Source organism: Streptomyces sp. NPDC057617, assembly GCF_042800555.1.
Lineage (GTDB): Bacteria > Actinomycetota > Actinomycetes > Streptomycetales > Streptomycetaceae > Streptomyces.
The window spans coordinates 393,287-418,809 of record NZ_JBHVGV010000005.1; the positions used below are offsets into that span (position 1 = coordinate 393,287).

The 25,523-nt window shown below is 69.9% G+C and carries 25 protein-coding genes and 5 tRNA genes; 17 read left to right on the forward strand and 13 right to left on the reverse strand.

The features are described from left to right. Positions 1-71: 71 nt before the first annotated feature. The 8 genes from ACFU9P_RS15610 to ACFU9P_RS15645 form a co-directional block, all read right to left on the reverse strand. Positions 72-653, reverse strand: coding sequence for an ATP/GTP-binding protein (locus ACFU9P_RS15610; protein WP_031229389.1), 582 nt, complete (start codon positions 651-653; stop codon positions 72-74). Then, positions 634-1,251, reverse strand: coding sequence for a DUF742 domain-containing protein (locus tag ACFU9P_RS15615; RefSeq protein WP_376371447.1), 618 nt, complete (start codon positions 1,249-1,251; stop codon positions 634-636). Before ACFU9P_RS15615 ends, ACFU9P_RS15610 begins: the two co-directional genes overlap by 20 nt. A gap of 100 nt (positions 1,252-1,351) precedes the next feature. After that, on the reverse strand, positions 1,352-1,765 hold the full coding sequence (locus tag ACFU9P_RS15620; protein ID WP_026057603.1) for a roadblock/LC7 domain-containing protein: 414 nt from the start codon (positions 1,763-1,765) through the stop codon (positions 1,352-1,354). A gap of 10 nt (positions 1,766-1,775) precedes the next feature. Beyond that, positions 1,776-5,066 (reverse strand): nitrate- and nitrite sensing domain-containing protein, encoded by a 3,291-nt coding sequence (locus ACFU9P_RS15625; RefSeq protein ID WP_384080735.1) that lies wholly within the window; start codon positions 5,064-5,066, stop codon positions 1,776-1,778. A gap of 340 nt (positions 5,067-5,406) precedes the next feature. Next, positions 5,407-5,988: an ATP/GTP-binding protein gene (locus tag ACFU9P_RS15630; RefSeq protein ID WP_189282429.1), complete on the reverse strand. Its 582-nt coding sequence runs from the start codon at positions 5,986-5,988 to the stop codon at positions 5,407-5,409. Next, complete coding sequence (locus ACFU9P_RS15635; RefSeq protein ID WP_376371442.1) at positions 5,969-6,373, reverse strand: DUF742 domain-containing protein; 405 nt, start codon at positions 6,371-6,373, stop codon at positions 5,969-5,971. The genes ACFU9P_RS15630 and ACFU9P_RS15635 overlap by 20 nt, the downstream gene beginning before the upstream one ends. A 110-nt stretch (positions 6,374-6,483) precedes the next feature. Then, complete coding sequence (locus ACFU9P_RS15640; RefSeq protein WP_030351794.1) at positions 6,484-6,897, reverse strand: roadblock/LC7 domain-containing protein; 414 nt, start codon at positions 6,895-6,897, stop codon at positions 6,484-6,486. 9 nt (positions 6,898-6,906) lie between these two features. Beyond that, entirely contained in the window at positions 6,907-10,614 is a 3,708-nt protein-coding gene (locus tag ACFU9P_RS15645; protein WP_376371440.1) for a nitrate- and nitrite sensing domain-containing protein, read from the reverse strand. Positions 10,615-11,186: 572 nt separating this feature from the next. Here ACFU9P_RS15645 and ACFU9P_RS15650 point away from each other — a divergent pair. The 9 genes from ACFU9P_RS15650 to ACFU9P_RS15690 all read left to right on the forward strand — a co-directional run bounded on the left by ACFU9P_RS15650 (position 11,187) and on the right by ACFU9P_RS15690 (position 15,077). Further along, complete coding sequence (locus ACFU9P_RS15650) at positions 11,187-11,360, forward strand: hypothetical protein (protein ID WP_376371437.1); 174 nt, start codon at positions 11,187-11,189, stop codon at positions 11,358-11,360. 144 nt (positions 11,361-11,504) lie between these two features. Continuing rightward, positions 11,505-12,287: a fumarylacetoacetate hydrolase family protein gene (locus ACFU9P_RS15655; protein ID WP_376371434.1), complete on the forward strand. Its 783-nt coding sequence runs from the start codon at positions 11,505-11,507 to the stop codon at positions 12,285-12,287. Then, positions 12,280-13,752: a glutamate--tRNA ligase gene (gene gltX, locus ACFU9P_RS15660; RefSeq protein WP_384080740.1), complete on the forward strand. Its 1,473-nt coding sequence runs from the start codon at positions 12,280-12,282 to the stop codon at positions 13,750-13,752. The genes ACFU9P_RS15655 and gltX overlap by 8 nt, the downstream gene beginning before the upstream one ends. A 31-nt stretch (positions 13,753-13,783) precedes the next feature. Further along, positions 13,784-14,506, forward strand: coding sequence for an HAD family hydrolase (locus tag ACFU9P_RS15665; protein WP_384080743.1), 723 nt, complete (start codon positions 13,784-13,786; stop codon positions 14,504-14,506). 86 nt (positions 14,507-14,592) lie between these two features. Then, positions 14,593-14,664, forward strand: a tRNA-Gln gene (locus tag ACFU9P_RS15670). Between the two features lie 19 nt (positions 14,665-14,683). Beyond that, positions 14,684-14,756: transfer RNA gene (locus ACFU9P_RS15675), tRNA-Glu, on the forward strand. Positions 14,757-14,817: 61 nt separating this feature from the next. After that, positions 14,818-14,890 (forward strand) — tRNA-Glu (locus ACFU9P_RS15680). A gap of 26 nt (positions 14,891-14,916) precedes the next feature. After that, positions 14,917-14,988: transfer RNA gene (locus ACFU9P_RS15685), tRNA-Gln, on the forward strand. Between the two features lie 16 nt (positions 14,989-15,004). Continuing rightward, a tRNA-Glu gene (locus ACFU9P_RS15690) sits at positions 15,005-15,077 on the forward strand. A gap of 140 nt (positions 15,078-15,217) precedes the next feature. On the opposite strand, the gene ndgR is transcribed toward ACFU9P_RS15690, so the two are convergent. Continuing rightward, on the reverse strand, positions 15,218-15,934 hold the full coding sequence (gene ndgR, locus ACFU9P_RS15695) for an IclR family transcriptional regulator NdgR (protein ID WP_058942291.1): 717 nt from the start codon (positions 15,932-15,934) through the stop codon (positions 15,218-15,220). A 182-nt stretch (positions 15,935-16,116) separates the two neighbouring features. Between ndgR and leuC the strand changes: the two genes are divergently transcribed. The 4 genes from leuC (at position 16,117) to ACFU9P_RS15715 (ending at position 19,303) form a co-directional block, all read left to right on the forward strand. After that, positions 16,117-17,556 (forward strand): 3-isopropylmalate dehydratase large subunit, encoded by a 1,440-nt coding sequence (leuC, locus tag ACFU9P_RS15700; protein WP_376371425.1) that lies wholly within the window; start codon positions 16,117-16,119, stop codon positions 17,554-17,556. A 2-nt stretch (positions 17,557-17,558) separates the two neighbouring features. After that, the gene (gene leuD, locus ACFU9P_RS15705) at positions 17,559-18,167 is read left to right on the forward strand and encodes a 3-isopropylmalate dehydratase small subunit (RefSeq protein WP_376371422.1); all 609 of its coding nucleotides are present in this window, start codon (positions 17,559-17,561) and stop codon (positions 18,165-18,167) included. 114 nt (positions 18,168-18,281) lie between these two features. Then, positions 18,282-18,509 (forward strand): hypothetical protein, encoded by a 228-nt coding sequence (locus tag ACFU9P_RS15710; protein WP_376371419.1) that lies wholly within the window; start codon positions 18,282-18,284, stop codon positions 18,507-18,509. A 143-nt stretch (positions 18,510-18,652) separates the two neighbouring features. After that, complete coding sequence (locus ACFU9P_RS15715; protein ID WP_046495910.1) at positions 18,653-19,303, forward strand: HU family DNA-binding protein; 651 nt, start codon at positions 18,653-18,655, stop codon at positions 19,301-19,303. A 102-nt stretch (positions 19,304-19,405) separates the two neighbouring features. Here ACFU9P_RS15715 and ACFU9P_RS15720 read toward each other — a convergent pair whose 3' ends face one another. After that, on the reverse strand, positions 19,406-19,609 hold the full coding sequence (locus ACFU9P_RS15720) for a hypothetical protein (protein ID WP_376371415.1): 204 nt from the start codon (positions 19,607-19,609) through the stop codon (positions 19,406-19,408). Between the two features lie 63 nt (positions 19,610-19,672). Continuing rightward, positions 19,673-20,362, reverse strand: coding sequence for a 2-phospho-L-lactate guanylyltransferase (gene cofC, locus ACFU9P_RS15725; RefSeq protein ID WP_384080749.1), 690 nt, complete (start codon positions 20,360-20,362; stop codon positions 19,673-19,675). Between the two features lie 157 nt (positions 20,363-20,519). Here cofC and ACFU9P_RS15730 point away from each other — a divergent pair, with 157 nt between their 5' ends. The 3 genes from ACFU9P_RS15730 (at position 20,520) to ACFU9P_RS15740 (ending at position 23,533) form a co-directional block, all read left to right on the forward strand. Then, complete coding sequence (locus ACFU9P_RS15730; protein ID WP_376371410.1) at positions 20,520-21,272, forward strand: lysophospholipid acyltransferase family protein; 753 nt, start codon at positions 20,520-20,522, stop codon at positions 21,270-21,272. Continuing rightward, on the forward strand, positions 21,269-22,270 hold the full coding sequence (locus tag ACFU9P_RS15735; RefSeq protein WP_384080753.1) for an NAD(P)H-dependent glycerol-3-phosphate dehydrogenase: 1,002 nt from the start codon (positions 21,269-21,271) through the stop codon (positions 22,268-22,270). Before ACFU9P_RS15730 ends, ACFU9P_RS15735 begins: the two co-directional genes overlap by 4 nt. A gap of 90 nt (positions 22,271-22,360) precedes the next feature. Then, the gene (locus ACFU9P_RS15740; RefSeq protein WP_376371405.1) at positions 22,361-23,533 is read left to right on the forward strand and encodes a D-alanine--D-alanine ligase family protein; all 1,173 of its coding nucleotides are present in this window, start codon (positions 22,361-22,363) and stop codon (positions 23,531-23,533) included. A 29-nt stretch (positions 23,534-23,562) separates the two neighbouring features. On the opposite strand, the gene ACFU9P_RS15745 is transcribed toward ACFU9P_RS15740, so the two are convergent. Beyond that, positions 23,563-24,045, reverse strand: a complete 483-nt coding sequence (locus tag ACFU9P_RS15745; protein ID WP_384080757.1) for a DUF3515 domain-containing protein — start codon at positions 24,043-24,045, stop codon at positions 23,563-23,565. A 20-nt stretch (positions 24,046-24,065) separates the two neighbouring features. Next, entirely contained in the window at positions 24,066-24,299 is a 234-nt protein-coding gene (locus ACFU9P_RS15750; protein WP_046495896.1) for an Lrp/AsnC family transcriptional regulator, read from the reverse strand. A 185-nt stretch (positions 24,300-24,484) separates the two neighbouring features. Here ACFU9P_RS15750 and ACFU9P_RS15755 point away from each other — a divergent pair, with 185 nt between their 5' ends. Continuing rightward, the gene (locus ACFU9P_RS15755) at positions 24,485-25,456 is read left to right on the forward strand and encodes a thiamine-phosphate kinase (RefSeq protein WP_376371400.1); all 972 of its coding nucleotides are present in this window, start codon (positions 24,485-24,487) and stop codon (positions 25,454-25,456) included. Positions 25,457-25,523 lie beyond the last annotated feature (67 nt).

Sequence of the window (25,523 nt, forward strand, 5' to 3'; positions counted from 1 at the left end):
ACCGAAGGCCCCCGCACTCCTCGTCGAGTGCGGGGGCCTTCGGGTGTCTACGGCGGTGCGCCGCGCGGGACTTACCGCAGTCGTGCCATGAGGGCGTGTTCGACGAGGGTGATGAGTCCGCTTTTGGCGTCGGCGCGGTGGCGTGCGTCGGTGGTGATGATGGGGGTGTCGGGGCCGATCTGGAGTGCTTCGCGTACTTCGTCGGGGGTGTAGGGCTGGTGTCCGTCGAAGCCGTTGAGGGCGATGACGAAGGGGAGTCCTGAGTTTTCGAAGTAGTCGACGGCGGGGAAGCAGTCGGCGAGGCGGCGGGTGTCGACGAGGACGACGGCGCCGATGGCGCCGCGGACGAGGTCGTCCCACATGAACCAGAAGCGGTCCTGTCCGGGGGTGCCGAAGAGGTAGAGGATGAGGTCTTGGTCGAGGGTGATGCGTCCGAAGTCCATGGCCACGGTGGTGGTGGTTTTGTCTCCGGTGTGGGTGAGGTCGTCGATGCCTGCGGAGGCGCTGGTCATGACGGCTTCGGTACGCAGCGGGTTGATCTCCGAGACGGCGCCGACGAACGTGGTCTTGCCCACGCCGAAGCCGCCCGCCACCACGATCTTCGCGCTGGTGGTTGAGCGGGCTGCACCGCCGCTAGAGCTTGCGAAGTCCACTGAGCACCCTTTCGAGCAGTGTCACGTCTGGCTGGCCACCGACGGCCTCGTCGCCGCCGGGCTGATGGATGGCGACAAGTCCGGCCTCCGCCAGGTCGGCTACGAGGATCCGGGCCACGCCGAGGGGGATGGAGAGGAGCGCCGAGATCTCGGCGACCGATTTGATCTCGAAACAGAGCCGGCAGATCCGCTGGTGCTCGGGCAACTGCCCGTGCAGCCTTGACGGATCGGCCGTCGTGCTGACCAGCGCCTCGATGGCGAGCTGGTACCGCGGCCGGGTCCGGCCGCCGGTCATGGCGTACGGACGTACCAGCGGGTTGTGCGTGGTGCCCATGGAGGGAGCGGGCTCCTCCGGGGCGCGGCGCGGCTCCACCGGCTGGATACGGGGCTGCCGCGGTTCGTCGTACGGCTGCCTCCGCGGCGGTTCGTACGGCCGCTGCTGGGGGTAGTAAGGCTCCTGCCGGGGTGGTCCGCCGCCCTGGCCGCCGGGCTGACCGCTGGGCGCGGAGGGGAAGTTGAAGCGGTTCCGCACGGGGTTGCCCGGGGCCCGCCGCGCACCGTCGTAGTCATAGGGATGTCCGTCTGGGGGTGTAGCCACGTTTCCTCCTCCGACTGCCGGTCGCCGGGCCGATGCTGACGGTCCTGTGAATCCGCGCCACCGCACCTTAATGGTGCGGTGGCGAGCAGCGCACTGTCTCTCAGTTGAGCAGACTTCCCTGGAGTTCGGCCCGGAGGTCCGGGGTGAGGACCGTGCCCGCGCGGTCGACCAGAAGCGCCATCTCGTATCCCACCAGGCCGATATCGGCCTCCGGGTGCGCGAGGACGGCCAGGGAGGACCCGTCCGAGATGGACATGATGAAGAGGAAACCGCGCTCCATCTCGACGACGGTCTGGTTGACGGCACCGCCTTCGAAGATCCGGGACGCCCCCGCGGTCAGCGAGGTCAGACCGGACGCCACGGCCGCGAGCTGATCGGCGCGGTCGCGGGGAAAACCTTCGGACATGGCCAGCAGGAGTCCGTCGGCGGAGACCACCACGGTGTGGGACACCCCGGGGGTGTTGTCCACAAAGTTGGTGATCAACCAGTTCAGATTCTGCGCCGCCTGGCTCATCGGGCTCACACTAACGCTCCTGGTTGTAGGTACTGCCCGGGCCGTGGCCCGGTCCGTTCGTGTCCGCTCCCGCGTTGCGGCCCCGCTGGACACCGCGCCGCAGGTTGCTCAACCTGCCGCGGATGTCCTCGGGGGCCCGGGAGACCTGGGTGCCGCCCTGCGGGGTCTGCTCCGCCGCTCCCTCGATCAGATTGGCCTTGGGCACCCGCCGGGGGAGCCCCGACGCGGTGATCCCGCCCGCCTTGGGCTCACGGAGCTTCTCGGCCCGCTGCCAGCGCTCGTCGTTCCTCGACCGCCAGTCATCGGAACCGGCCGCCTCGCTCTGCCCGTTGCCCCGACTGCCGCCGAACCCGTCGGCCAGGTTGCTGCCGAGGCCGTTCTGCGGAGTCTCCGCGGCGGGCGCGGCCGGTGGTACGGCAGGTCCGGCTGATCCAGCCGTTCCGCTGTCCTGTCCCGTCTGCTGCCACCGCTGTGGCGGCTGGCTGCTGCCCCGGCGCGGCAGACCCGCGTCCGTCAGCGTATGACTGCTGCTCGGGGACGGGCCCGGACGGTCGAAGCCTACGCGGTCGCGGGCGTTCGCGGGAGCGTCGGGGGCCGATTCCGGTTCCGTACCCCGCTCGGTCCCGTACACGTCCTGGAACGCGTTCTGACCGGCCCAGTCGCCCTGCTGGGGCGCCTCCGCATACGGCTCCGCGTACGGCTGGGGCGCGGCCTCCGCGTACGGCTGCGCCGGGGGCTCCTGGAACTCCTGGAAGTCCTCGTAGCCGGCCGGCTGCGGATAGCCGGTGTCCATGGCCGCCTGGGGAGCGGCGTACCCCTGCTCGTACGACGACGAGGCCTCCTGCGGCACGTACTGCCCGTCGACCTCCTCGCGGTAGTGCACGGCCGGGTCCTGGAAGACCGGCTGCTCCGCGGTCCCGGGGCCGCCCAGCGCGGCCCGCCGCTCCTCGCGCTTGAGGGTGCGGTTGACCGGGTCGAGCGTGCGGCTGTCGGCCTGCTGGTCCGAGCCGCCAGGCGGGTCGTCGTACCGCGAGTCGTCGAAGCCCAGTTCCGCGGCGGTCAGCATCGGGGTGCCGGTGTCGAAGACCTGCTCCCCGGCCGGGATCTGCTGGTCCGGGATGATCTGCGAGACGGTGAAGTCGTCGGCCGGGGCCGGTTCGCCGCCCCCGCCATGGGTGATCGCGTCGGGGAGCATCACCAGCGAGGTCGTACCGGCCTGCTCGCCCGAGGGGCGCAACTGGACGCGGATACCGTGCCGGTCGGCGAGCCTGCCGACCACGAAGAGGCCCATGCGCTGCGAGACGGCGGCGTCCACGGTCGGCGGGTTGGCCAGCTTGTGGTTGATGTCCGCGAAGTCCTCGGCGGTCAGACCGATGCCCTTGTCATGGATCTCGATCATCACCCGGCCGTCGGGCAGCCGGGTCGCGGTGACCCTGACCTTGGTCTGCGGCGAGGAGAAGGTGGTGGCGTTCTCCAGCAGCTCGGCGAGGAGATGGACCAGGTCGGTCACCGACTGGCCGTGGATCTCCGTCTCGGGGACGCCGGTCAGCTCGATACGGGCGTACGACTCGACCTCCGAGGAGGCGGCGCGCAGGACGTCCACCAGCGGCACCGGCTGGTTCCAGCGGCGGCCCGGCTCCTCGCCCGCGAGGACGAGGAGGTTCTCGCCGTTGCGGCGCATACGGGTCGCGAGGTGGTCCAGCTTGAAGAGGTTCTCCAACTGGTCCGGGTCGCCCTCGTTGTTCTCCAGGTCGGAGATGAGGGTCAACTGCCCCTCGATCAGCGACTGGTTGCGGCGCGAGAGGTTGGTGAAGATGGCATTGACGTTTCCGCGCAGCATGGCCTGTTCGGCGGCCAGCCTGACCGCCTCGCGGTGGACCTGGTCGAAGGCGCGGGCCACCTCGCCGATCTCGTCGCGCGAGTCGATCGGGATCGGCTGGACCCGGGTGTCGACCCGGCCGGGCTCGGTCCGCGAGAGCTGGTCGACCAGCATCGGCAGCCGCTGCTCGGCGATACCGAAGGCGGCCGTACGCAGCCCCAGCATCGCACGGCTCATCTGCCGGGCCATCATCCCGGCCAGGATGAACGCGGCCAGCAGCGCGATGACCACGGTGGCGCCGATGGTGATGGCGTTGTTCCTGGCGTTGTCCGAGATCTGCGCCGCGTCCGCCACGGCCTTGTCGACAAGGTCCTTCTCCAGGACCGTGTAACCGTCGAACTTGGCGGTGGAGGCGGCCATCCAGGCCTCGGGCGTCACCCCGCGCTGCGCGAGCCGCTCGGGGCTGTCCCCGGTGGCGATCTCCGCCACCATGCCGTCCAGGACGGAGCCCTCCTTGCTCGGCGGGGCGGTGAAGTCCTCGCCCTTGGCCGCCGCCTGCTGCTGGGCCGCAGCGAGTTTCTTGGCGCCCTCGGCCGCCTTCTCCGCCATCACCTCCTGGAGCCTGGCCGTATCCGCCTCCGTACCGCCGGAGACGTACTCGCCGACGGCGATGTCCTCCAGATAGGCGTACGAGGAGAAGGCGATGGTCTGGCCGTTCCTGACGTTCTCCGTCTGGTTCGGCCTGACCAGCAGATGCATGCCGATGGAGCGCTGGAGCGACTCGGCGGCCTTGGCCAGCTGGATCGCGTAGACGGTACGGCCGTAGCTGGTGATGTTGCCGGTGCCCAGGCCCAGCTCGTTGGCGAACTCCATGAGGGAGTGCTGGACCAGCACATACCCCTCCTCCGTCGCCACCGGACCGCCGTTGCCGCCGCTCTTGTCCGGAGTCTCGACCGCCTCGATGTACGCGCTCTTCCTGATGGCGGCGAGCTTCGGCTCCTCCGCCCGGAACAGGCTCAGCCGGCGCTCCAGACCCTGCTTCGCGGGCATGTCCCGGACAGCCAGGTCGAACTTCTTCTTCGCGGCGTCCGTGGCCGCCCGCGTCTGTGTGACCACCGCGGCGTCGCCCTCGCCGGTCAGCAGCGGCTGCGCGGTCAGATCTCGCTCGTTGAGCAGGGCCTGCCCGTACTCGGCGGCGGCCCGTACGACCAGAGCCGTCCGCTCGGCGTCCTGGGCCTCCTGCCAGGTGTCCACGGCCGCCTTGACCTGGAAGCCGCCCATCACCAGACCGACCAGCACAGGAATCAGGAGGATGGCGTTCAGCCGGGTCGGCACCCGCCAGTTGCGCGGGGAGAGCGGACTGGTGCTGCCGGCCGCCGGCGGGGAACCGGTGGCGACCGCAGGCGGCACCGCTGCGCGCGGCGGCGGGGTGAAGTTGCCCCGCGCCTGCTGCTCCGCGGAGCTCGTCTTGCTTCGCCTCACTCGACCAACAACCTCTCGGCGTCGGCACCTACGTTTGTGCCGTGTTCTGTTCGGGGCCGTACTACTCGGGAGTTGTCGAATTGCAGCACGAGGAACGGCCCCATTCCAAACAGCAGGAATCAGCCATTCCGAGTGGTCCAAGCCTCACGCAATACGGGCAAAAAGAGCGAGCCCCGTCAAAAGGCGGGGCTGATGTGAGCGCAGTGGCACCGGACGAGTGCGTCGGGTGTCCGGTGTCCGTGAATTCTCTGTCGAAATGTTATGAACATGGAGGCGGGCTATGTCGATGGACATGGCCCGCCTCCCCCTGCTCGGTACGGCAACTGCCGTACCCGGACGTCTACTTGAGTCGTGCCATGAGGGCGTGTTCGACGAGGGTGATGAGTCCGCTTTTGGCGTCGGCGCGGTGGCGTGCGTCGGTGGTGATGATGGGGGTGTCGGGGCCGATCTGGAGTGCTTCGCGTACTTCGTCGGGGGTGTAGGGCTGGTGTCCGTCGAAGCCGTTGAGGGCGATGACGAAGGGGAGTCCTGAGTTTTCGAAGTAGTCGACGGCGGGGAAGCAGTCGGCGAGGCGGCGGGTGTCGACGAGGACGACGGCGCCGATGGCGCCGCGGACGAGGTCGTCCCACATGAACCAGAAGCGGTCCTGTCCGGGGGTGCCGAAGAGGTAGAGGATGAGGTCTTGGTCGAGGGTGATGCGTCCGAAGTCCATGGCCACGGTGGTGGTGGTTTTGTCTCCGGTGTGGGTGAGGTCGTCGATGCCTGCGGAGGCGCTGGTCATGACGGCTTCGGTACGCAGCGGGTTGATCTCCGAGACGGCGCCGACGAACGTGGTCTTGCCCACGCCGAAGCCGCCCGCCACCACGATCTTCGCGCTGGTGGTCGACCGAGCCGCTCCGCCGCTAGAGCTTGCGAAGTCCACTGAGCACCCTTTCGAGCAGTGTCACATCCGGCGTGCCGCCGGCCTCTCCGTTGCCCGGCTGGTGGATGGCCACCATGCCCGCCTCCGCCAGGTCCGCGACCAGGATGCGCGCGACGCCCAGCGGCATCGTCAGCAGAGCCGACACCTCCGCGACGGACTTGACCTCACGGCACAGGTGGCAGATCCGCTGGTGCTCAGGGAGCAGAGTGGCGAGGTGCGCCGGGTCTGCCGTCGTACTGACCAGCGCCTCGATGGCGAGCTGGTACCGCGGCCGGGTCCGTCCGCCGGTCATGGCGTACGGACGTACCAGCGGCTGGTCGCCCTCGGAACCGTACGCGTCGACTGGAGCGCCGTACGGATCGTGAGAGGCGGGTGGCGGGGTCATGAATCCTCCGGGCGTGACAGCAAGATGTCTGCGTGCCGTCTGACTTGGCCGGTGGGGGGCCGGTTGGGCGGCCTGACGGTGGTTGGAGCGGGGGACAGTTCCTTGGAGCCTCAGTGCAGCAGGCTGCCCTGGAGCTCGGCGCGCAGGTCCGGGGTGAGGACCGTACCTGCGCGGTCGACCAGAAGGGCCATTTCGTACCCCACCAGGCCGATGTCGCACTCGGGGTGCGCCAGTACGGCCAGGGAGGAACCGTCGGAGACGGACATGAGGAAGAGGAAACCGCGCTCCATCTCGACGACGGTCTGGTTGACCGGGCCGCCTTCGAAGATCCGGGATGCCCCCGCGGTCAGCGAGGTCAGACCGGACGCCACGGCCGCGAGCTGATCGGCGCGGTCGCGGGGGAAGCCCTCGGACATGGCCAGCAGAAGTCCGTCCGCGGAGACCACCACCGTGTGGGACACCCCGGGGGTGTTGTCCACAAAGTTGGTGATCAACCAGTTCAGATTCTGCGCAGCCTGACTCATCGGACTCAACTAACGCTCCTGCTGGTGAGAGGTGCCGAGGTTGAAACTCCCGGTCGACGGGCCGGTGTTGCCGGCCTGCCGACCCTGCTGGATACCCCGACGGAGATTGGTCAGCCGGCCACGTACGTCTGCTGGCGCACGCGATACCTGCGGACCGGCCTGGGTGTTCTGTTCCTGCGCGGTGCCGGGCACCAGATTGGCACGCGGCACCCGGCGGGGCAGACCGGATGTGGTGATCCCGCCCGCCTGGGGCTTCTTGACCCGCTCGGCCTGGCGTACCAGCTCGTCGTTGGGCGACGTACGCCAGGAAGAGGTGACGCCCGCGCCACGGGCGCCCGAACCGTTGGCATTCAGACCCGGGAAGCCCGAGCCGTTGGTGCCGGAGCCCTGGATGTCGCGGCGCGGCATCGGGGGCTGCTGGGACTGGGGCTGCTGGGGTGGCTGCTGCTGGTACTGCTGGCCGCCGCCCTGCTGCCCGTGCCCGTGGAACCAGTTGGTCTCCAGGGTGTCGTACAGCGGGGTGCGGCCGTCGCCGGGACCGGCCGGCGGCAGCGCCTCCGGCTGCTGCTGCGGCGGCAGGCCCTGCGGCCGGTAGCCGCCCTGCGCGCCCGGACCTCCGGGGCGCTGGGCGTTGTAGTCCTGCTGGGGGCTGTAGTCCCGCTGCTGCGGGGCGTTGTTGTACTCCGCGGGGGTACGGAAGTCCGACTGGGCGCCGCCGTACCCGTTCTGCGGGGCGTCGTAGCCCGCCGGGGCGTTGAAGTCCGGACGGGGGAACTGGGCCGTGGCACCCGCGTCCTGCGGTCCGCCGCGTCCCGTGTTCGCGTCCGGCCGGGGCCCGCCGAAGTCCGGGCGCTGGAACTCGGCCGTGGAGCCGGGGCCCTGCTGGTCGGGCCTCGCGTACTGGCCGGAGGTGTCGTGCTCCTCGTGGCCGCGCGGGGCGTCCAGCGAGGGGTGCTGCCCCTGCGGCTGCTGGTCGCTGCCCCAGCTCGTGGTCTGCTGGCGCTGCGGCTGCGGGTTCCCGCCCGGCAGTTCGGCGCGCGGTCCGCCGGGCGGCGGAAGCTGCCGGCCGCGGTCGGGGGCGCCGCCCTGCTGGAAGGCGTTCTGGGCGCGGCCGCTGAAGCCGTTGCGGTCGCCGCCGCCCTGGCCGGCCCTGGCGCCCGGTCCCTGCTGGGGGTTCGGGTTCTGCCCGGCCTGGCCGCCGAACTGGTCGTTACGGCCCTGGCCACCGCCCTGTCCGGGACCGGCCTGGCCCTGGCCGGGCGCGCCGAAGGCGTTCTGGCTGAAGATGCTGGACTGGCCGGAGCCCTGCCGCTGCGGATCCTGCGGTCCGCCCTGGCCACCGCCCGAGCCGTCCCGGGACGGCAGCGCGGCGCGCGGGCTCGCGCCCGCCAGCAGCCCGGGGCCACCGCCGGGTCCCGCGCCGAGACCGGGCCTGCCGCCACCGGCCGTACCGGGCCCGCCGGTCAGCTGGCCGCCCGCGGCGGGCGCCTGGCCGACCGCGTTCTGGCCGCCGGGACCGGCACCCGGACGGCCGGGCACCGGAGCCTTCTTGCCGCCGTGCGCGACATCGACCGGCAGCATGACCAGCGCGGTCGTACCGCCCGAGTCGGAGGGCCGGAGCTGGATCCTGATGCCGTGGCGCAGGGACAGCCGGCCGACCACGAACAGACCCATGCGGCGCGATACGGAGACGTCCACGGTCGGCGGCGAGGCCAGCCGCTCGTTGATCGCCGCGAGGTCCTCGGGGGACAGACCGATACCGGTGTCGTGGATCTCGACCAGCACCCGCCCGTCGGGCAGCGCGTGACCGGTGACCCGGACCTTGGTCTGCGGCGAGGAGAACGAGGTCGCGTTCTCCAGCAGCTCGGCGAGCAGGTGCACGAGGTCGTTGACGACGCGTCCCGCGACCTCGGTCGCGGGGACCGAGGCCAGTTCGATGCGCTCGTACTGCTCCACCTCGGAGGCCGCGGCACGGAGCACGTCGACCAGCGGTACGGGCCTGGTCCACCGGCGGCCGGGCTCCTCGCCCGCGAGGACGAGGAGGTTCTCGCCGTTACGGCGCATACGGGTCGCGAGGTGGTCCAGCTTGAAGAGCGAGGAGAGCTGGTCCGGGTCCGCCTCACGCGACTCCAGCTCGGAGATCAGCGAGAGCTGACGCTGGATCAGACCCTGGCTGCGGCGCGAGAGGTTGGTGAACATCGCGTTGACGTTGCCCCGGAGCAGAGCCTGCTCGGCGGCGAGGCGGACCGCCTCGCGGTGCACGTCGTCGAAGGCCGCGGCGACCTGTCCGATCTCGTCCCGGGAGTGCACACCGACCGACTCGACGGAGGTGTCGACATCCTGCGGGTCCGACTCGGAGAGCTGCTTGACCAGCTCGGGCAGCCGGTCCTGGGCGACCTTGGTGGCCGTGTCCTGGAGCCGGCGCAGCGAGCGGATCATGGACCGGGCCACCACGAAGGCGCCGGCCAGCGAGACACCCAGCACCAGCAGGATGACCGCACCGTTGATGAGCGCGTCGCGCTGCGACTGGGTGCGCAGCTCGCGGGCCTTGCCCTCCATCTCGCCCAGCAGCGTGGCCTCGATGGTCTTCATCGCGTTGATCCGGGTGGACGCCTGGTCGGTCCAGTCCAGATACGAGCGGTTGGGCTGCTGCGCCATGCCGTCGGGGGTGTTGAGCACACGCTCCGCGTACTTCTCGGCCTGGCCTATCTCAGGGTTGCCGTTCCCGTTGAGCGGCGCCATCAGCTCTTCGGCGTCGCCGCCCATCGACTCGTACAGCGAGCTGAAGGAGGTGAGGGCGTTCCGCTCCTTGGTCTGCGCGGCCAGACCGTACAGCCGGTCGCTGTCGGTGAGCTTGCCCTTGGTCTTCGGGTCGGCCGGCAGCGCGGCGGCGATGATCGCCCGCTGGATGGAGGCGTACTCCTTGGCGGACGAGAACGCGGCCAGCGCGCGGGTCCGCTTGATCATGTCCGGGTTGCTGGTCGCCTGCGCCATGTCCTGCGAGAGGCTCAGCAGTGAGTCGATCAGTCCGCTGTACGCGTCGACGGTCAGCGAGTCCGACTCCGAGGTGTACGCGCCCTTGCGGATGTCGTTGATCTTGTTGACCTGGGTGGCGATCTGGTTGACGTTGGAGCGGATGCTCTCCAGCGCCTCGTCGCCGTCCGTGTTGCCGATGTCGACCGTGGCGTCGAGGAAGGCCCGCTTCGCCCGGTCGGTCGCGGTACGGCGGTTCTTGACCTTGTAGTCGTCGGGCGACTCGCCGTTGGTGAGCGGACCTGCCGACTCGTCACGTTCCGCCTGGAGCGCGGCGGCGAGGCTGGTCGCCTCCTTGGTCATCTTGGTGAGGAGCTGCATATGCTCCAGTTGCTGAATGTCATTCAGCGACTGGTTGATACGGAGCCCGCCCAGCGAGGTCGCGGCGACCACCGGCAGTGTCAGCAGCGCCACCAGGCGCGTGCTGATACGCCAGTTGCGCAGCGCGATCCTCGGCCCGACCTCACCCGGCACCGAAGTCACCGGCGGCGTCACGGGCTTGGGCGGCGCCGGAGGCCCGCCCGCACCCGGTGCGGCCCCGGCGGACCCGCCTCTGCCGCCACTCTCGCCCGAGGGTGCCGGTCCCGGGTTCTGGGTGTGCTGGGGCGAGGAGCCGCGGTCGGTTCCGCCGCGGGGCTCCTGCTCCGCCGCAGCACTGCTATCCCTCTTGAAACGTCCCTGCACTAGCGTCGCAACCTCTGGACCAGGCGCCCCTCCGCGAACGGCGGGGCGGTGTCGGCGTCGTGGGGCGCAGAACGCTCCCCATGGTGGTCGTGAGTGACCGGCGCTGCTCCCCTTCCCCGCCGCCACTCGGCGCTGCGTTGCGCCCCTGCGCGCCGGCTTGTAAACCCGCGGCGGTGGGGGGAATTCCAGCACAGTGCAGGATCTCCAACAAGGGCCACGGGAGGGCCCATGGCTTGAATGACGCCGTGTGAGCACCGGGTCACGAGCCGTAGAAATGGTTCACGGAGGAAACGGACTTTTATTGACGTCCCGCTTACGGGTGGGGGGTGTCCCAGTCCTCATGATCAGGAGCGGAATGTAACGTTCAGTAGCTCAATGTCCGATTCCATGGTCAACGATCAGTGACCGTAATGGGGGAAATGCCCGGCGAGTCGTGAGGAAACTCACACGGAGATCGCTGCTGGATCCCGGCGGTGGCGGGGAATCGGATGTTTAGCCTGACGCTTTACAGAGATGGCACATCCGACAAGTGGCGCCCCGCGCCCCGCTCCCGACAAGGTCTGACACCACAGATGAAGACGACGATGATGTTCCGCAGCACCGCCAACCCCCGGCGCACCACTCTGGCGCATTTGAAGGACGCCGAGGAGATGGCACCCGCGGAGCACCAGGAGCACCCCGTCGCCCTGCCCAACCGGACCGCCAACCCCCGCCGTACGACTCTGATGGTCGCGCCCGCCGAGTGATCGTTGATCCACTTCTCACTCGCACTGTAATACGCGAAGCGGCCACCCCGGGCATCCGAGGTGGCCGTTGCGTACGCCCCCCGCGCTAGCCTGGAGCGTCAGTCTCCGGAACAGCCGGCAAGTAATGAGGGGCGGCAGCATCCCGTGCGCATCGCCAGATTCTCCATCGACGGCAATGTCGCCTTCGGCGCGGTCGAGGGCGAGGGCAGCGACCCGGCCGGCCTTGTGCTCGACATCATCAAGGGCATCCCGTACGCCGACTTCGAGCTCTCCGGCACCAAGGTCCCGCTGAGCAAGGTCCGCCTCCTGCCACCCGTGATCGGCAACAAGATCCTCGGCATCGGCCGCAACTACGCGGAGCACGCGGCCGAGCTGGGCAACGCGGTCCCCGACGTCCCGGTCGTCTTCCTCAAGCCCACGACCGCGCTCATCGGCACCGGCGACGCCATCGAGTACCCGTCCTTCTCCGACGAGGTCCACTACGAGGCCGAACTGGCCGTCGTCATCGGCCGGATGTGCCGCGAAGTCCCCCGCGACCGCGTCAAGGACGTCATCCTCGGCTACACCTGCGCCAACGACATCACGGCCCGCGACACCCAGCGCGCCGAGAACCAGTGGGCCCGCGCCAAGGGCTTCGACACCTCGTGCCCGCTAGGCCCCTGGGTGGAGACCGATCTCGACCCCTCGGACCTGACCATCCAGTGCACGGTCAACGGCGAACAGCGCCAACTCGGCCGTACGAGCGACATGATCCGCTCCGTCGAGGACCTGATCGTCCACATCACCGAGGCCATGACGCTGCTCCCCGGCGACGTCATCCTCACGGGCACCCCCGCCGGGGTCGGCCCCCTCAGCGTCGGCGACGAGGTCGCCGTCACCATCGAAGGCATCGGCACTCTCACCAACAAGGTGATCAAGCGTGGCTAACGGACCCGTCCGTGTACGTTTCTGTCCCTCGCCGACCGGCAACCCCCATGTGGGACTGGTCCGCACCGCCCTGTTCAACTGGGCCTTCGCCCGGCACAGCGGCGGCACCCTGGTCTTCCGTATCGAGGACACCGACGCGGCGCGCGACTCCGAGGAGTCGTACGAGCAGCTCCTCGACTCGATGCGCTGGCTCGGATTCGACTGGGACGAGGGCCCCGAGGTGGGCGGCCCGCACGCGCCGTACCGCCAGTCGCAGCGGATGGACATCTACCGCGACACCGCGGACAAGCTGCTCGCCGCCGGCCACGCGTACCACTGCTACTGCACCACCGAGGAGCTGGACGCGCGCCGCGAGGCGGCCCGCGCGGCGGGGCGCCCCTCCGGGTACGACGGGCAGTGCCGCGATCTGAGCGCCGAGCAGCGGGCGGCGTACGAGGCGGAGGGCCGCACCTCCATCGTCCGCTTCCGGATGCCCGACGAGCCGATCACCTTCACGGACCTGGTCCGCGGCGAGCTGACCTTCACCCCGGAGAACGTCCCGGACTACGGCATCGTCCGCGCCAATGGCGCGCCGCTGTACACGCTGGTCAACCCGGTCGACGACGCGCTGATGGAGATCACCCACGTACTGCGCGGCGAGGACCTGCTGTCGTCCACCCCGCGCCAGATCGCGCTCTACAAGGCGCTGATCGAGCTGGGCCTCGCGAAGGAGATCCCGTCCTTCGGGCACCTCCCCTACGTCATGGGCGAGGGCAACAAGAAGCTCTCCAAGCGCGACCCGCAGTCCTCCCTGAACCTCTACCGGGAGCGCGGGTTCCTGCCCGAGGGGCTGCTCAACTACCTCTCCCTGCTGGGCTGGTCGCTCGCCGCGGACCGGGACATCTTCTCGATGGACGAGATGGTCGCCGCGTTCGACATCGCGGACGTCAATGCGAATCCGGCGCGGTTCGATCTGAAGAAGGCCGAGGCGATCAACGCCGATCACATCCGGCTGCTGGACGGAAAGACGTTCATCGAGGCGTGCGGCCCCTGGCTGAAGGCCCCGCACGCGCCCTGGCCGCAGGAGAACTTCGACACGGCGGCCTTCGAGGCGCTGGCGCCGCTGGCGCAGACCCGGCTCACGGTGCTCTCGGACATCACCGCCAATGTCGACTTCCTCTTCCTGGACGAGCCGGCGGAGGACGAGGCGTCCTGGGCGAAGGCGATGAAGCCGGGCGCGGACGCGCTGCTGGAGACCGCCCGTACGAAGATCGCCGAGGCGGAGTGGACCGCGGAGGCGCTCAAGAACGCGGTGCTGGCGGCGGGTGAGGAGCACGGCCTCAAACTGGGCAAGGCCCAGGCCCCGGTCCGTGTCGCGATCACGGGCCGTACGGTCGGCCTCCCGCTCTTCGAGTCCCTGGAACTCCTGGGCCGCGACCGCACACTGACCCGCATCGACGCGGCCCTGGCCAAGCTGCGGGCGTAGCCGTTCCGGGGTGAGAGGTACCGTCAGTCGTATGCCTATTCGCGCAGTGCTGTGGGACATCGACGACACCCTGTTCGACTACTCCCGCGCCGACCGCGTCGGAATGCGGGACCATCTCGTGGCCGAGGGCCTGGACGACGGATTCGAATCCGTCGACCAGGCCCTCACGCGCTGGCGGGAGATCACCGATCTGCACTGGGCGCGGTTCTCCGCGGGGGAGACCGGCTTCCAGGGGCAGCGGCGGGACCGGGTCCGTGCCTTCGTCGGCACCGACGACCTCGGCGACGCCGAGGCGGACGACTGGTTCGACCGGTACATCGTTCATTACGAAGCCGCCTGGACGTTGTTCCCCGACAGCGTTGCCGTGCTCGACCGCCTCGCGCCCGACTACCGCCAGGCCGTCCTCTCGAACTCCAGCATCCACGTCCAGGACCGCAAGCTGTCCGCGCTGGGGGTACGTGATCACTTCGAGGCCGTCCTCTGCGCCGCTGAGCTGGGCGTATCGAAGCCCGACGCCGCCGCCTTCCACGCCGCCTGCGACACCCTCGCGCTGGACCCGCACGAGGTGGCGTACGTGGGCAATGAGCCGGACATCGACGCGGGCGGGGCCGTCGCCGCGGGACTCGCCGGGGTCTGGCTGGACCGGGCGGGCGTGGGCGGGCGTCCTGAGCTGGTACGGATCACCGATCTCGGCCAGCTTCCCGCTCTACTGCGCGGTGATACTCGTTTTGGAGCGGTGTCCGCGATCGGGTAATGTTCTTCCTGCGCCGCCCGGAAAGGCCGACAGGTCCGGCCGGGAGCGCAAGCCAAATGAGCCCCCGTATGGGGGTTGTGTTTTGGTGGGCTATGGTGTAATTGGCAGCACGACGGTTTCTGGTTCCGTTAGTCTAGGTTCGAGTCCTGGTAGCCCAGCGCAGATCTTCTCTGCAACGCCCCCGTTGTGTAGCGGCCTAGCACGCTGCCCTCTCACGGCAGTAGCGCCGGTTCGAATCCGGTCGGGGGTACAGATCCTTCTCTCCGATGCCGTCGGGTCGCACCCGGCCGCGTCGATGCAGGATCGCCAGGGCCCCCGTTGTGTAGCGGCCTAGCACGCCGCCCTCTCAAGGCGGTAGCGCCGGTTCGAATCCGGTCGGGGGTACGGGTCTGAGAAGACTTGAACGACCATGGGCTATGGTGTAATTGGCAACACGACGGTTTCTGGTTCCGTTGTTCTAGGTTCGAGTCCTGGTAGCCCAGCGGGACCTCGGTCCACGCCCCCGTTGTGTAGCGGCCTAGCACGCTGCCCTCTCACGGCAGTAGCGCCGGTTCGAATCCGGTCGGGGGTACAGAAGCAGAGAAAGCCCTTCGTACGCGAAGGGCTTTTTTGCGTGCTCCGGACTCAGCGGCTCCGTACTCACCCCCGCTCAACCCCCGCCGCCGAAGCGCCTGTTGGACCCCGGGGCGGGAGCGGGAGTACGGAAAGGCCTCAGCCCGAGCGGCGCAGTGCCTCGCTCAGCCGGCCCGCGGCGTCTATCACGGCCTGCGCGTGCATACGGCCCGGATGCCGGGTGAGCCGCTCGATCGGTCCGGATACCGAGACGGCGGCGACCACCCGGTTCGAGGGACCGCGCACCGGCGCCGAGACCGAGGCCACCCCCGGCTCGCGCTCGCCGATCGACTGGGCCCACCCCCTGCGCCGTACGCCCGAGAGCGCCGTCGCCGTGAACCGGGCCCCCTGAAGACCCCGGTGCAGCCGCTCCGGCTCCTCCCAGGCCATCAGGATCTGGGCCGAGGAGCCCGCCTTCATCGTCAGGGTCGAGCCGACCGGCACCGTGTCCCGCAGTCCGGACAGCCGCTCGGCCGCCGCCACACATATCCGCATGTCACCCTGGCGCCGGTAGAGCTGCGCGCTCTCGCCCGTCACATCCCGCAGATGCGTGAGCACCGGCCCCGCCGTGGCCAGCAGCCGGTCCTCGCCGGCCGCGGCGGCCAGCTCCGCCAGCCGGGGGCCCAGAATGAACCGTCCCTGCATGTCCCTCGCCACCATCCGGTGGTGTTCCAGTGCCACGGCCAGCCGGTGGGCCGTGGGCCGTGCGAGCCCGGTCGCCGCGACCAGCCCGGCCAGGGTGGCCGGACCGGACTCCAGAGCGCTCAATACCAGAGCCGCCTTGTCGAGAACGCCGACGCCGCTAGAGTTGTCCATGAAACGATACTCGCGTCTCACTCTGTGAAACGCAAGTTCCTTTTCGCGGGGAACTTGCCAACCTGGTGGGTACGGCCCGCGGACCACGGGCCCCCAGCCGGCGTCCGGGCACGGGGAGAGCGGACGCGGGCCCACATATCTCTAGGAGCGCCGGCCACGACGGACCGGCCGGAGGGAAAGCGATGGGTAGGACACTCGCGGAGAAGGTCTGGGACGACCATGTCGTCCGGCGCGCGGAGGGCGAGCCCGACCTTCTCTTCATCGATCTGCACCTGCTGCACGAGGTGACCAGCCCCCAGGCCTTCGACGGCCTCCGTAAGAGCGGCCGGCAGGTCCGGCGGCTCGACCTCACCATCGCGACTGAGGACCACAACACCCCGACCCTCGACATCGACAAGCCCATCGCGGACCCGGTCTCCCGGGTCCAGTTGGAGACGCTCCGCAAGAACTGCGCCGACTTCGGCGTACGGCTGCACCCGCTGGGCGATGTCGAGCAGGGCGTCGTCCATGTCGTCGGCCCGCAGCTCGGACTGACCCAGCCCGGCACCACCGTGGTGTGCGGCGACAGCCACACATCCACCCACGGTGCCTTCGGCGCGCTGGCGTTCGGCATCGGCACCAGCCAGGTCGAGCATGTCCTCGCCACCCAGACCCTGCCGCTGGCCCGCCCCAGGACCATGGCCGTCACCGTCGGCGGCGAACTCCCCGACGGCGTCACCGCCAAGGACCTGATCCTCGCCGTGATCGCCAGGATCGGCACCGGCGGCGGCCAGGGCTACATCCTCGAATACCGCGGCCCGGCCATCGAGAAGCTCTCGATGGAGGCCCGGATGACCATCTGCAACATGTCCATCGAGGCCGGCGCCAGGGCGGGCATGATCGCCCCCGACGAGACCACCTTCGCCTATCTCAAGGACCGCGACCACGCCCCCCGCGGCGAGGACTGGGACGCGGCGGTCGCGTACTGGAAGACGCTGCGCACCGACGACGACGCGGTCTTTGACGCCGAGGTCTTCATCGACGCCACGGAACTGGCCCCGTTCGTCACCTGGGGCACCAACCCCGGCCAGGGCGCGCCGCTCTCCTCGCACGTCCCCGACCCCGCTTCGTACGAGGACGCTTCGGAGCGGCACGCCGCCGAAAGGGCCCTGGAATACATGGGGTTGACCGCCGGGCAGGCGCTGCGCGACATCAGCGTGGACACCGTCTTCGTAGGCTCGTGCACCAACGGCCGTATCGAGGACCTGCGCTCGGCGGCCTCGGTCCTGGACGGCCGTAAAGTCGCCGACGGCGTACGGATGCTGGTGGTCCCCGGTTCGGTACGGGTCGCCCTCCAGGCCGTCGAGGAGGGCCTGGACAAGGTCTTCACCGGCGCGGGCGCCGAGTGGCGGCACGCCGGCTGCTCGATGTGCCTGGGCATGAACCCCGACCAACTCGCGCCCGGCGAGCGCTCCGCGTCCACCTCGAACCGCAACTTCGAGGGCAGGCAGGGCAAGGGCGGCCGTACCCATCTCGTCTCCCCCCAGGTCGCCGCCGCCACCGCCGTCCTGGGCCACCTCGCCTCGCCCGCCGATCTGTCCGACGCCGGTGCCGGCGCCCCTACGCCCGCTGGAGCGCGATAACCATGGAAGCCTTCACCACCCACACCGGACGCGCGGTCCCGCTGCGCCGCAGCAACGTCGACACCGACCAGATCATTCCGGCGCACTGGCTCAAGAAGGTCACCCGCGACGGCTTCGAGGACGGGCTGTTCGAGGCCTGGCGCAAGGACCCGGAGTTCGTGCTCAACCAGCCCCGGTACGCGGGCGCCACGGTCCTGGTGGCGGGGCCCGACTTCGGCACCGGCTCCTCCCGCGAACACGCCGTGTGGGCCCTCCAGAACTACGGTTTCAAGGCCGTCATCTCCTCCCGGTTCGCCGATATCTTCCGCGGCAACTCGCTCAAGAACGGTCTGCTGACCGTGGTTCTGGACCAGCCGGTCGTCGACGCCCTCTGGGAGATCGCCGAGAGCGACCCCAAGGCCGAGATCACCGTGGACCTCGAAGCGCGCCAGGTCAGGGCCGCCGCGCCCGACGGGGCCGGGCTCACCGCCGATTTCGAGCTGGACGAGAACGCCCGCTGGCGGCTGCTCAACGGGCTCGACGACATCAGCCTCACCCTTCAGAACGAAGCGGAGATCGCCGCCTACGAAGCCGCCAGGCCGTCCTTCAAACCACGGACCATTACCGCCTGATCAGGCCTGATCAGCGCCTTTCCCCGAGCGCACCCCCTGCCTTCCGGCAGGGGGTGCGCTCGCTTGTTGAGCCCCCCTCGGGCGACAACTCGCCCCAGATGGCACAATCGGTGCATGGAACGCGACAGCCAACTCAAGCTCTACGGGTTGGTCGCCGAACAACTGAAGGAAGCGCACACAAGGGTGCGCACGCTGCAAGTCCCGGAGAGTGTACGGATGGCGCTCTCGCGGAAGCTGCTGGTCATCACGGCCGCGGCGAAGCACGATCTCCCGGACGCGGCAAGGCGTCTGGACCGCTTGATGAAGGACCTCGACGAGGGTCGTTTTCCCGAAGGTGACTGACCTCCGCGGATCTCCGCCAGGTCGACTTCGTTGCGGCACTAGGGTGATTAGCCCGTTTCGTGTTTGATTTGCGGTATATATCTGCCTAACGTGCGAAAAAGCTTGAACACTTTCGTTCTGGCAATGTCTCCGAAGGGGAAGACGTGAACAAGGCGCAGCTCGTAGAAGCGATTGCGGACAAGGTAGGCGGCCGTCAGCAGGCCGCGGACGCGGTCGACGCGGTACTCGACGCCATCGTCCGCGCGGTCGTCGCCGGTGACCGCGTCTCGGTCACCGGTTTCGGCTCGTTCGAGAAGGTCGACCGCCCGGCCCGCTACGCCCGTAACCCGCAGACGGGTGAGCGCGTCCGGGTCAAGAAGACCTCGGTGCCCCGCTTCCGCGCAGGACAGGGGTTCAAGGACCTGGTCAGCGGCTCGAAGAAGCTCCCCAAGAACGATGTGGCCGTCAAGAAGGCCCCCAAGGGCAGCCTCTCCGGCGGGGTTTCCGCCCGTACGACCGTGAAGGCCGCGGCCAAGAAGGCCACCGCCAAGACGGCCGCGGCCCGCAAGACCGCGGTCAAGAAGACCACCGCGGCGAAGAAGACCGCGGTCAAGAAGACGACAGCCGCGAAGAAGACGGCAGGGAAGAAGACCACGGCGGCGAAGAAGACCGCCAAGAAGGCCACCGCCACGGCCAAGAAGGCCACCGCGAAGAAGACCGCGCCGGCCAAGAAGGCCACGGCCAAGAAGGCGCCCGCCAGGAAGGCGGCCGCACGGACCACCACCGCGAAGAAGACCGTGACCAGGGGGAAGTGAGCGGTTACAGAGCCACACGCGCCGGGCCGGGCTCCTCTCGGGGAGCCCGGCCCGCGGCGTCTCAGAGGTGCCCGAAGCACCGGAAGTACCGGAACACGCGCGTCAGAACGTGTACAGCGTCACCAGCGTGATCCGCAGCGACGCGCCCTCGCCCTCGGTGTCGATCCGTACGCGCTGCCCCGGCCGCAGCATCCGCAGCCCGCCGGCGTCGAACGCCGCCGCGTCGAACTCCACCGGGGTGCCGTCGTCCAGCAGCACGCTCCCGGCGCGGGTTTCGGAGTCGTAGGTGTACGAAGTGGCCTGCATGGCCGCAGCGTACCGCCGCTCCCGCGCCGGTGCGGTGCCTGCGCGGCCCGGGGCCCCGGCCGTTCAGATTCCCGGCCGGTGCGCGGGAAGCGGGCCGTGCGCCGCGTACCGCAGAGCCGTGTGCGGGCCGAGACCCAGCTCCGCGGCCACCAGCAGATCGGCGCCGGTATCCACATCACGCCGTACGGAATCCACCCCGGCCAGGACAATTTCCACCGTGCCCGAGGACAAATGCCGAAGGCGGGACGGACCGCCGAAAGCGGGATTCAATTCCGTGCCCGCGGCAGCCGTCAGCAATGTCGTACCGATTTCGGCGGCGTCCGCGAGAAAAGCGCGCGGAAATGGTTCCGCCGCCGCCAGGACCGCGCCCAGCTCCGCGGGACGCAGCGCCGGGAGATCGGCGTTGAGCACGGCCACCGCGGCCCGTGGGCGCCCCGCCCTGACCGCCCGCGCGCCGTGCGCCAGCGCCGCGTTGAGGCCGTCCGCCGGGGAGTCCGGCACAATGCGCGCGCCCAGCGCGGCCAGCTCCGCCGCCGCCGTCGGGTCGTCCGTGACGACCGCCACATCCCGTACGGCCGGGCAGGCCAGCGCGGCGGCCACGGTGTCCTGCGCGAAGGCCAGCGCGAGCCGTGGCCGCAGGGCCTCGCCCGCGGCCACGGCGAGCCTGCTCTTGGCCAGCCGCAGGGGTTTCAGCGGAACGACCAGGGACCAGCGCGAGGTCGGGTCGGTGTCCGTGGCGAACTCTCCGTCCATGTGAATCGGCCCTCTATTGTGGCCCGGCACCGTGACGGCCCACAGGGCCGGTCCAGGAAGCGGGGCGTACGGTGTTCTCGACAGAGCAGGGGCCCGGGGCGACACTTGACCCCCGGCAGCCGGGCAGTGAGCCAGGCGCGAAGAGGAAGGTGTCCGAGTGTCCCGCCGCAGAATCGGCTTCTGGTACCGCCTGGCGGCCGTCATCGCCAAACCACCGCTGGTCGTTCTGTTCAAGCGGGACTGGCGGGGTGCGGAGCATATTCCGGCTGACGGCGGATTCATCACCGCGGTCAACCACAACTCCTATCTGGACCCTCTCTCCTACGCGCACTTCCAGTACAACACCGGACGCGTGCCGAGATTCCTGGCGAAGGCCGGACTCTTCCAGGGCTCCTTTGTCGGCATGATGCTCCGGGGCACCGGACAGATTCCCGTCTACCGCGAGACGACCGACGCGCTGGACGCGTTCCGCGCCGCCGTCGACGCCATCGAGCGCGGGGAATGCGTCGCCTTCTACCCCGAGGGCACCCTCACCCGCGACCCCGACATGTGGCCGATGACCGGCAAGACCGGCGCCGCCCGGGTCGCCCTGCTCACCAAGGCCCCGGTCATTCCCGTCGCGCAGTGGGGCGCCAATCTGGCGATGCCGCCGTACGCGAAGGAGAACCGTTTCCAGTTCTTTCCGCGCAAGACGCTGAAGGTCCTGGCCGGCCCGCCGGTCGATCTCTCCCGGTTCGAAGGCCAGGAACCCACCCCCGAACTGCTCCGTGAGGCGACCGAGGTCATCATGGCCGCCATCACGGAACTGCTCTCCGAGGTACGCGGAGAGCCGGTGCCCGAGGCCCTGTACGACCATCGCAAGGCCCGGGCGGAACAGCGGCGCAAAGCCGCGGAAGAGGGGTCCAAGTGACGCGGGTCGCGGTCTTCGCAGCGGGTTCGTGGGGCACGGCATTCGCCATGATCCTCGCCGACGCGGGATGCGAGGTGACGCTCTGGGGCCGCCGCGGGGAAGTCGTCGACGCCATCAACACCACCCGGACCAACCCCGACTATCTGCCGGGCTTCGAACTCCCCGTAGGTGTAAGGGCGACGACCGACCCGGCCGAGGCCGCGGCCGGCGCCGAGTTCACCGTACTGACCGTGCCCTCGCAGACACTGCGCGGCAACCTCGCGGCCTGGGCGCCCGTCCTGCCCTCCGACACGGTGCTCGTCTCGCTGATGAAGGGCGTCGAACTCGGCACGGCCAAGCGCATGAGCGAGGTGATCGAGGAGGTCGCCAAGGCACCGGCCGAGCGGGTCGCGGTGATCACCGGACCCAATCTCGCCAAGGAGATCGCCGGCCGGATGCCGGCCGCCGCCGTCGTCGCCTGCCGTGACGAGTCGGTCGCCCAGCGGCTCCAGTCCGCCTGCCACACCCCGTACTTCCGCCCGTACACCAACACCGATGTGGTCGGCTGCGAACTCGGCGGCGCGGTCAAGAACGTGATCGGTCTCGCGGTCGGCATCGCCGACGGCATGGGGCTCGGCGACAACACCAAGGCCTCGCTGATGACCCGCGGTCTCGCCGAGACCACCCGGCTCGGGCTCGCCATGGGCGCCGACCCGCACACCTTCTCCGGCCTCGCCGGCATGGGCGATCTGATCGCGACCTGCTCCTCGCCGCTCTCCCGCAACCACACCTTCGGCACCAACCTCGGCCGCGGGATGACCCTCCAGGAGACCATCGCGGTCACCAGCCAGACCGCCGAAGGCGTCAAGTCCTGCGAGTCCGTGCTCGATCTGGCCCGGCGCCACGCCGTCGAGATGCCGATCACGGAGACGGTCGTGGACATCGTCCACAACGGGAAGTCGCCGCTCGTCGCGGTCAAGGAGCTGATGGGGCGCAGCGCCAAGCCCGAGCGCCTCTGACCCGGCGGGTGCGGCCGGCCGGCGGGCGCCGCTGACTCGGCCGCGAGCAACGCTGACTCACGCGCTACCACCAGGTACGCTCATCGCGATATGAGCAGCGAGAACTCCTCCCAGAGCCCTGAGCAGCAGCTCCGCAAGCCGCGCGTGGCCGTCGTCTTCGGCGGCCGTAGCTCCGAGCACGCCATTTCGGTGGTCACGGCCGGAGCCGTACTGCGGTCCATCGACCGTACGAAGTACGACGTCCTGCCCATCGGGATCACCACCGACGGCCGCTGGGCGCTGACCGCCGACGACCCCGAGCGGATGGCCATCGCCGACCGCGCCCTGCCCAGCGTCGAGCAGCTCGCCGAGTCCACGGAGGGCGGGGTCGTCCTCTCCGTGGATCCCGGCAACCGCGAGGTCGTCTACAGCGAGCCGGGCTCCGTGCCCAAGGCGCTGGGCGAGGTCGATGTCGTCTTCCCCGTACTGCACGGTCCGTACGGTGAGGACGGCACCCTCCAGGGGCTGCTCGAACTCTCCGGCGTCCCCTATGTCGGCGCCGGGGTCCTGGCCTCGGCCGTCGGGCAGGACAAGGAGTACATGAAGCGGGTGTTCACCTCCTTCGGGCTGCCGGTCGGCCCGTATGTGGTGATCAGGCCCCGCGAATGGGAGGAAGGTCCCGACGGCGCCAAGGGCGCGGGTGCCCGTAGGAAGATCGTGGACTTCGCGGCGGAGCACGGCTGGCCGCTCTTCGTGAAGCCCGCGCGCGCCGGCTCGTCCATGGGCATCACCAAGGTCGACGGCCCCTCGGGGCTCGACGAGGCGATCGCCGAGGCACAGCGCCATGACCCCAAGATCCTCGTCGAGTCGCTGCTGCGCGGGCGCGAGATCGAGTGCGGGGTGCTGGAGTTCGAGGACGGGCCGCGGGCCAGTGTGCCCGCCGAGATCCCGCCGGTCACCGCGCACGACTTCTACGACTTCGAGGCCAAGTACATCGACTCGGCCACCGGTCTGGTGCCCGCGCCGTTGACCGAGGAGCAGACCGCGGAGGTACGGCGGCTCGCCGTCGAGGCGTTCGAGGCGGCGTCCTGCGAAGGGCTGGTCCGCGCGGACTTCTTCCTCACCGAGGACGGCGAGTTCGTGATCAACGAGATCAACACGATGCCCGGCTTCACGCCGATCTCCATGTATCCGCGGATGTGGCAGGAGAGCGGTGTGGGGTACGCGGAGCTGATCGACCGGCTGATCCAGGCGGCGCTGCGCCGTCCGACCGGTCTGCGCTGACCCGTTCCCGAGTCAGCGGCGGACGGGCGCTAGAGGCTCGGCGGGATCGTCTTCGCGACCGGCCCCGCCAGCCGCGCGAGCGGAGTGGAGTCGTGCGCGAACCGCGCGTCCAGCGTGACCTCCACATAGGTCTTGCGGTACGTGGTGGTGAACCGCGGCCCCGAGTCCCGCTCCTCCAGCATCCAGTTGACGCCGTCCGCCTCCACCGCCTTCGCCTGGGGATCGCTCATCCCGTCGGGCCGGGGGACGCCGCAGCGCAGTACGATCGCGGCGTCCCCCCACCCGGCGGTCAGTTCGGAGCGCGGTTCGGGATCGTTCCGGCCGAGATCCCCGATGCTGCCGGGCAGTTCCCCGTGCAGAGCCCGGCACAGCGCCGCCTCTCCCGGGGGCGGAGCGGGAACCGCGACCGACGGCGCGTCCTGAGAGGCACAGCCCGCCGCTGCCGCCAGCAGGACGACGGCGGACAGGCGGGCGGAACGGCGGCCGGATAGCCTGCGGCGGGAACGGGTCACCGGCCAAGGGTAAACGGGGGTCAGAGGTGCACGACCGGGCAGGTCAGGGTGCGGGTGATGCCGTCCACTTGCTGGATCTTGGCGACCACCATGCGGCCCAGCTCATCGACGGTGTCCGCCTGAGCGCGCACGATCACATCGTAGGGACCGGTGACGTCCTCGGCCTGGGTCACTCCCGGAATCTTGGCGATGGTCTCGGCGACGGTCGTCGCCTTGCCCACCTCGGTCTGAATAAGGATGTACGCCTGTACCACGGAACCTCCAGGGCGGCCACGAGGATCATGTGGGGAGAAGGGACGCCACGGTATCGCGTCGCCGCGGGCCGCGGGGAGACCCGGGGGCCCGGTGGCGCCCACGGGGCGGCGTACGGCACACAGAAGTTGACGTATCCGAGGGACCGCGACCGCAGACGCGGCCCGGCGACGAGAGGGGAGTCTCGGTGAAGGGAACCGTGGGCGAGTTGGGGGAGTTCGGACTCATCAGAGAACTCACGTCCCGGCTCACCACCACCCCGGCGGTCCGGCTCGGGCCGGGCGACGACGCCGCGGTCGTGGCCGCGCCCGACCGACGGGTCGTGGCGAGTACGGATCTGCTGCTGGAGGGGCGGCACTTCCGCCGTGACTGGTCGACGGCGTACGACGTGGGGCGCAAGGCCGCCGCGCAGAACCTCGCCGACATCGCGGCGATGGGCGCGGTGCCCACCGCGCTGCTGCTCGGACTGGTCGTACCGGCCGAACTGCCGGTGACCTGGCCCACCGAGCTGATGGACGGCATCAGGGACGAGTGCCAGGTCGCGGGCGCGGCGGTGGTGGGCGGCGATGTCGTACGGGGAGACACCATCACCATCGCCATCACCGCCCTCGGCGATCTCCGCAACCATGAGCCGGTGACCCGGTCCGGAGCCCGGTCCGGCGATGTCGTCGCGTACACCGGCTGGTTGGGCTGGTCGGCGGCGGGGCACGCGGTGCTCTCGCGCGGTTTCCGCTCGCCGCGCGCCTTTGTCGAGGCGCACCGCAGACCGGAACCCCCGTACCACGCGGGCCCTGCGGCGGCCGGGCTCGGCGCCACCGCCATGACCGATGTGAGCGACGGGCTGGTCGCCGACCTCGGGCATATCGCGGAGGCGAGCAAGGTCCGTATCGATCTGCGCTCCGGACTGATCGACATCCCCTCGCAGATGAACGACATCGGCCAGGCCGTCGGCATCGATCCGCTCCAGTGGGTGCTGACCGGGGGCGAGGACCACGCGATCGTCGCCACCTTCCCGCCCGATGTGAAGCTGCCGGCCCGCTGGAAGGTGATCGGCGAGGTGCTCAATGTCTCGGCGCTGCCGCAGGTGACGGTCGACGGGGCGCCCTGGACCAGCAAGGGTGGCTGGGACCACTTCGGGGACATCGAGGACCACCGGTAGATCGAGGATCACCGGCAGGGCGACCGGCGGCGGACTCGCGGGCGGCGACCGGGGGCAGCGGGCGGCG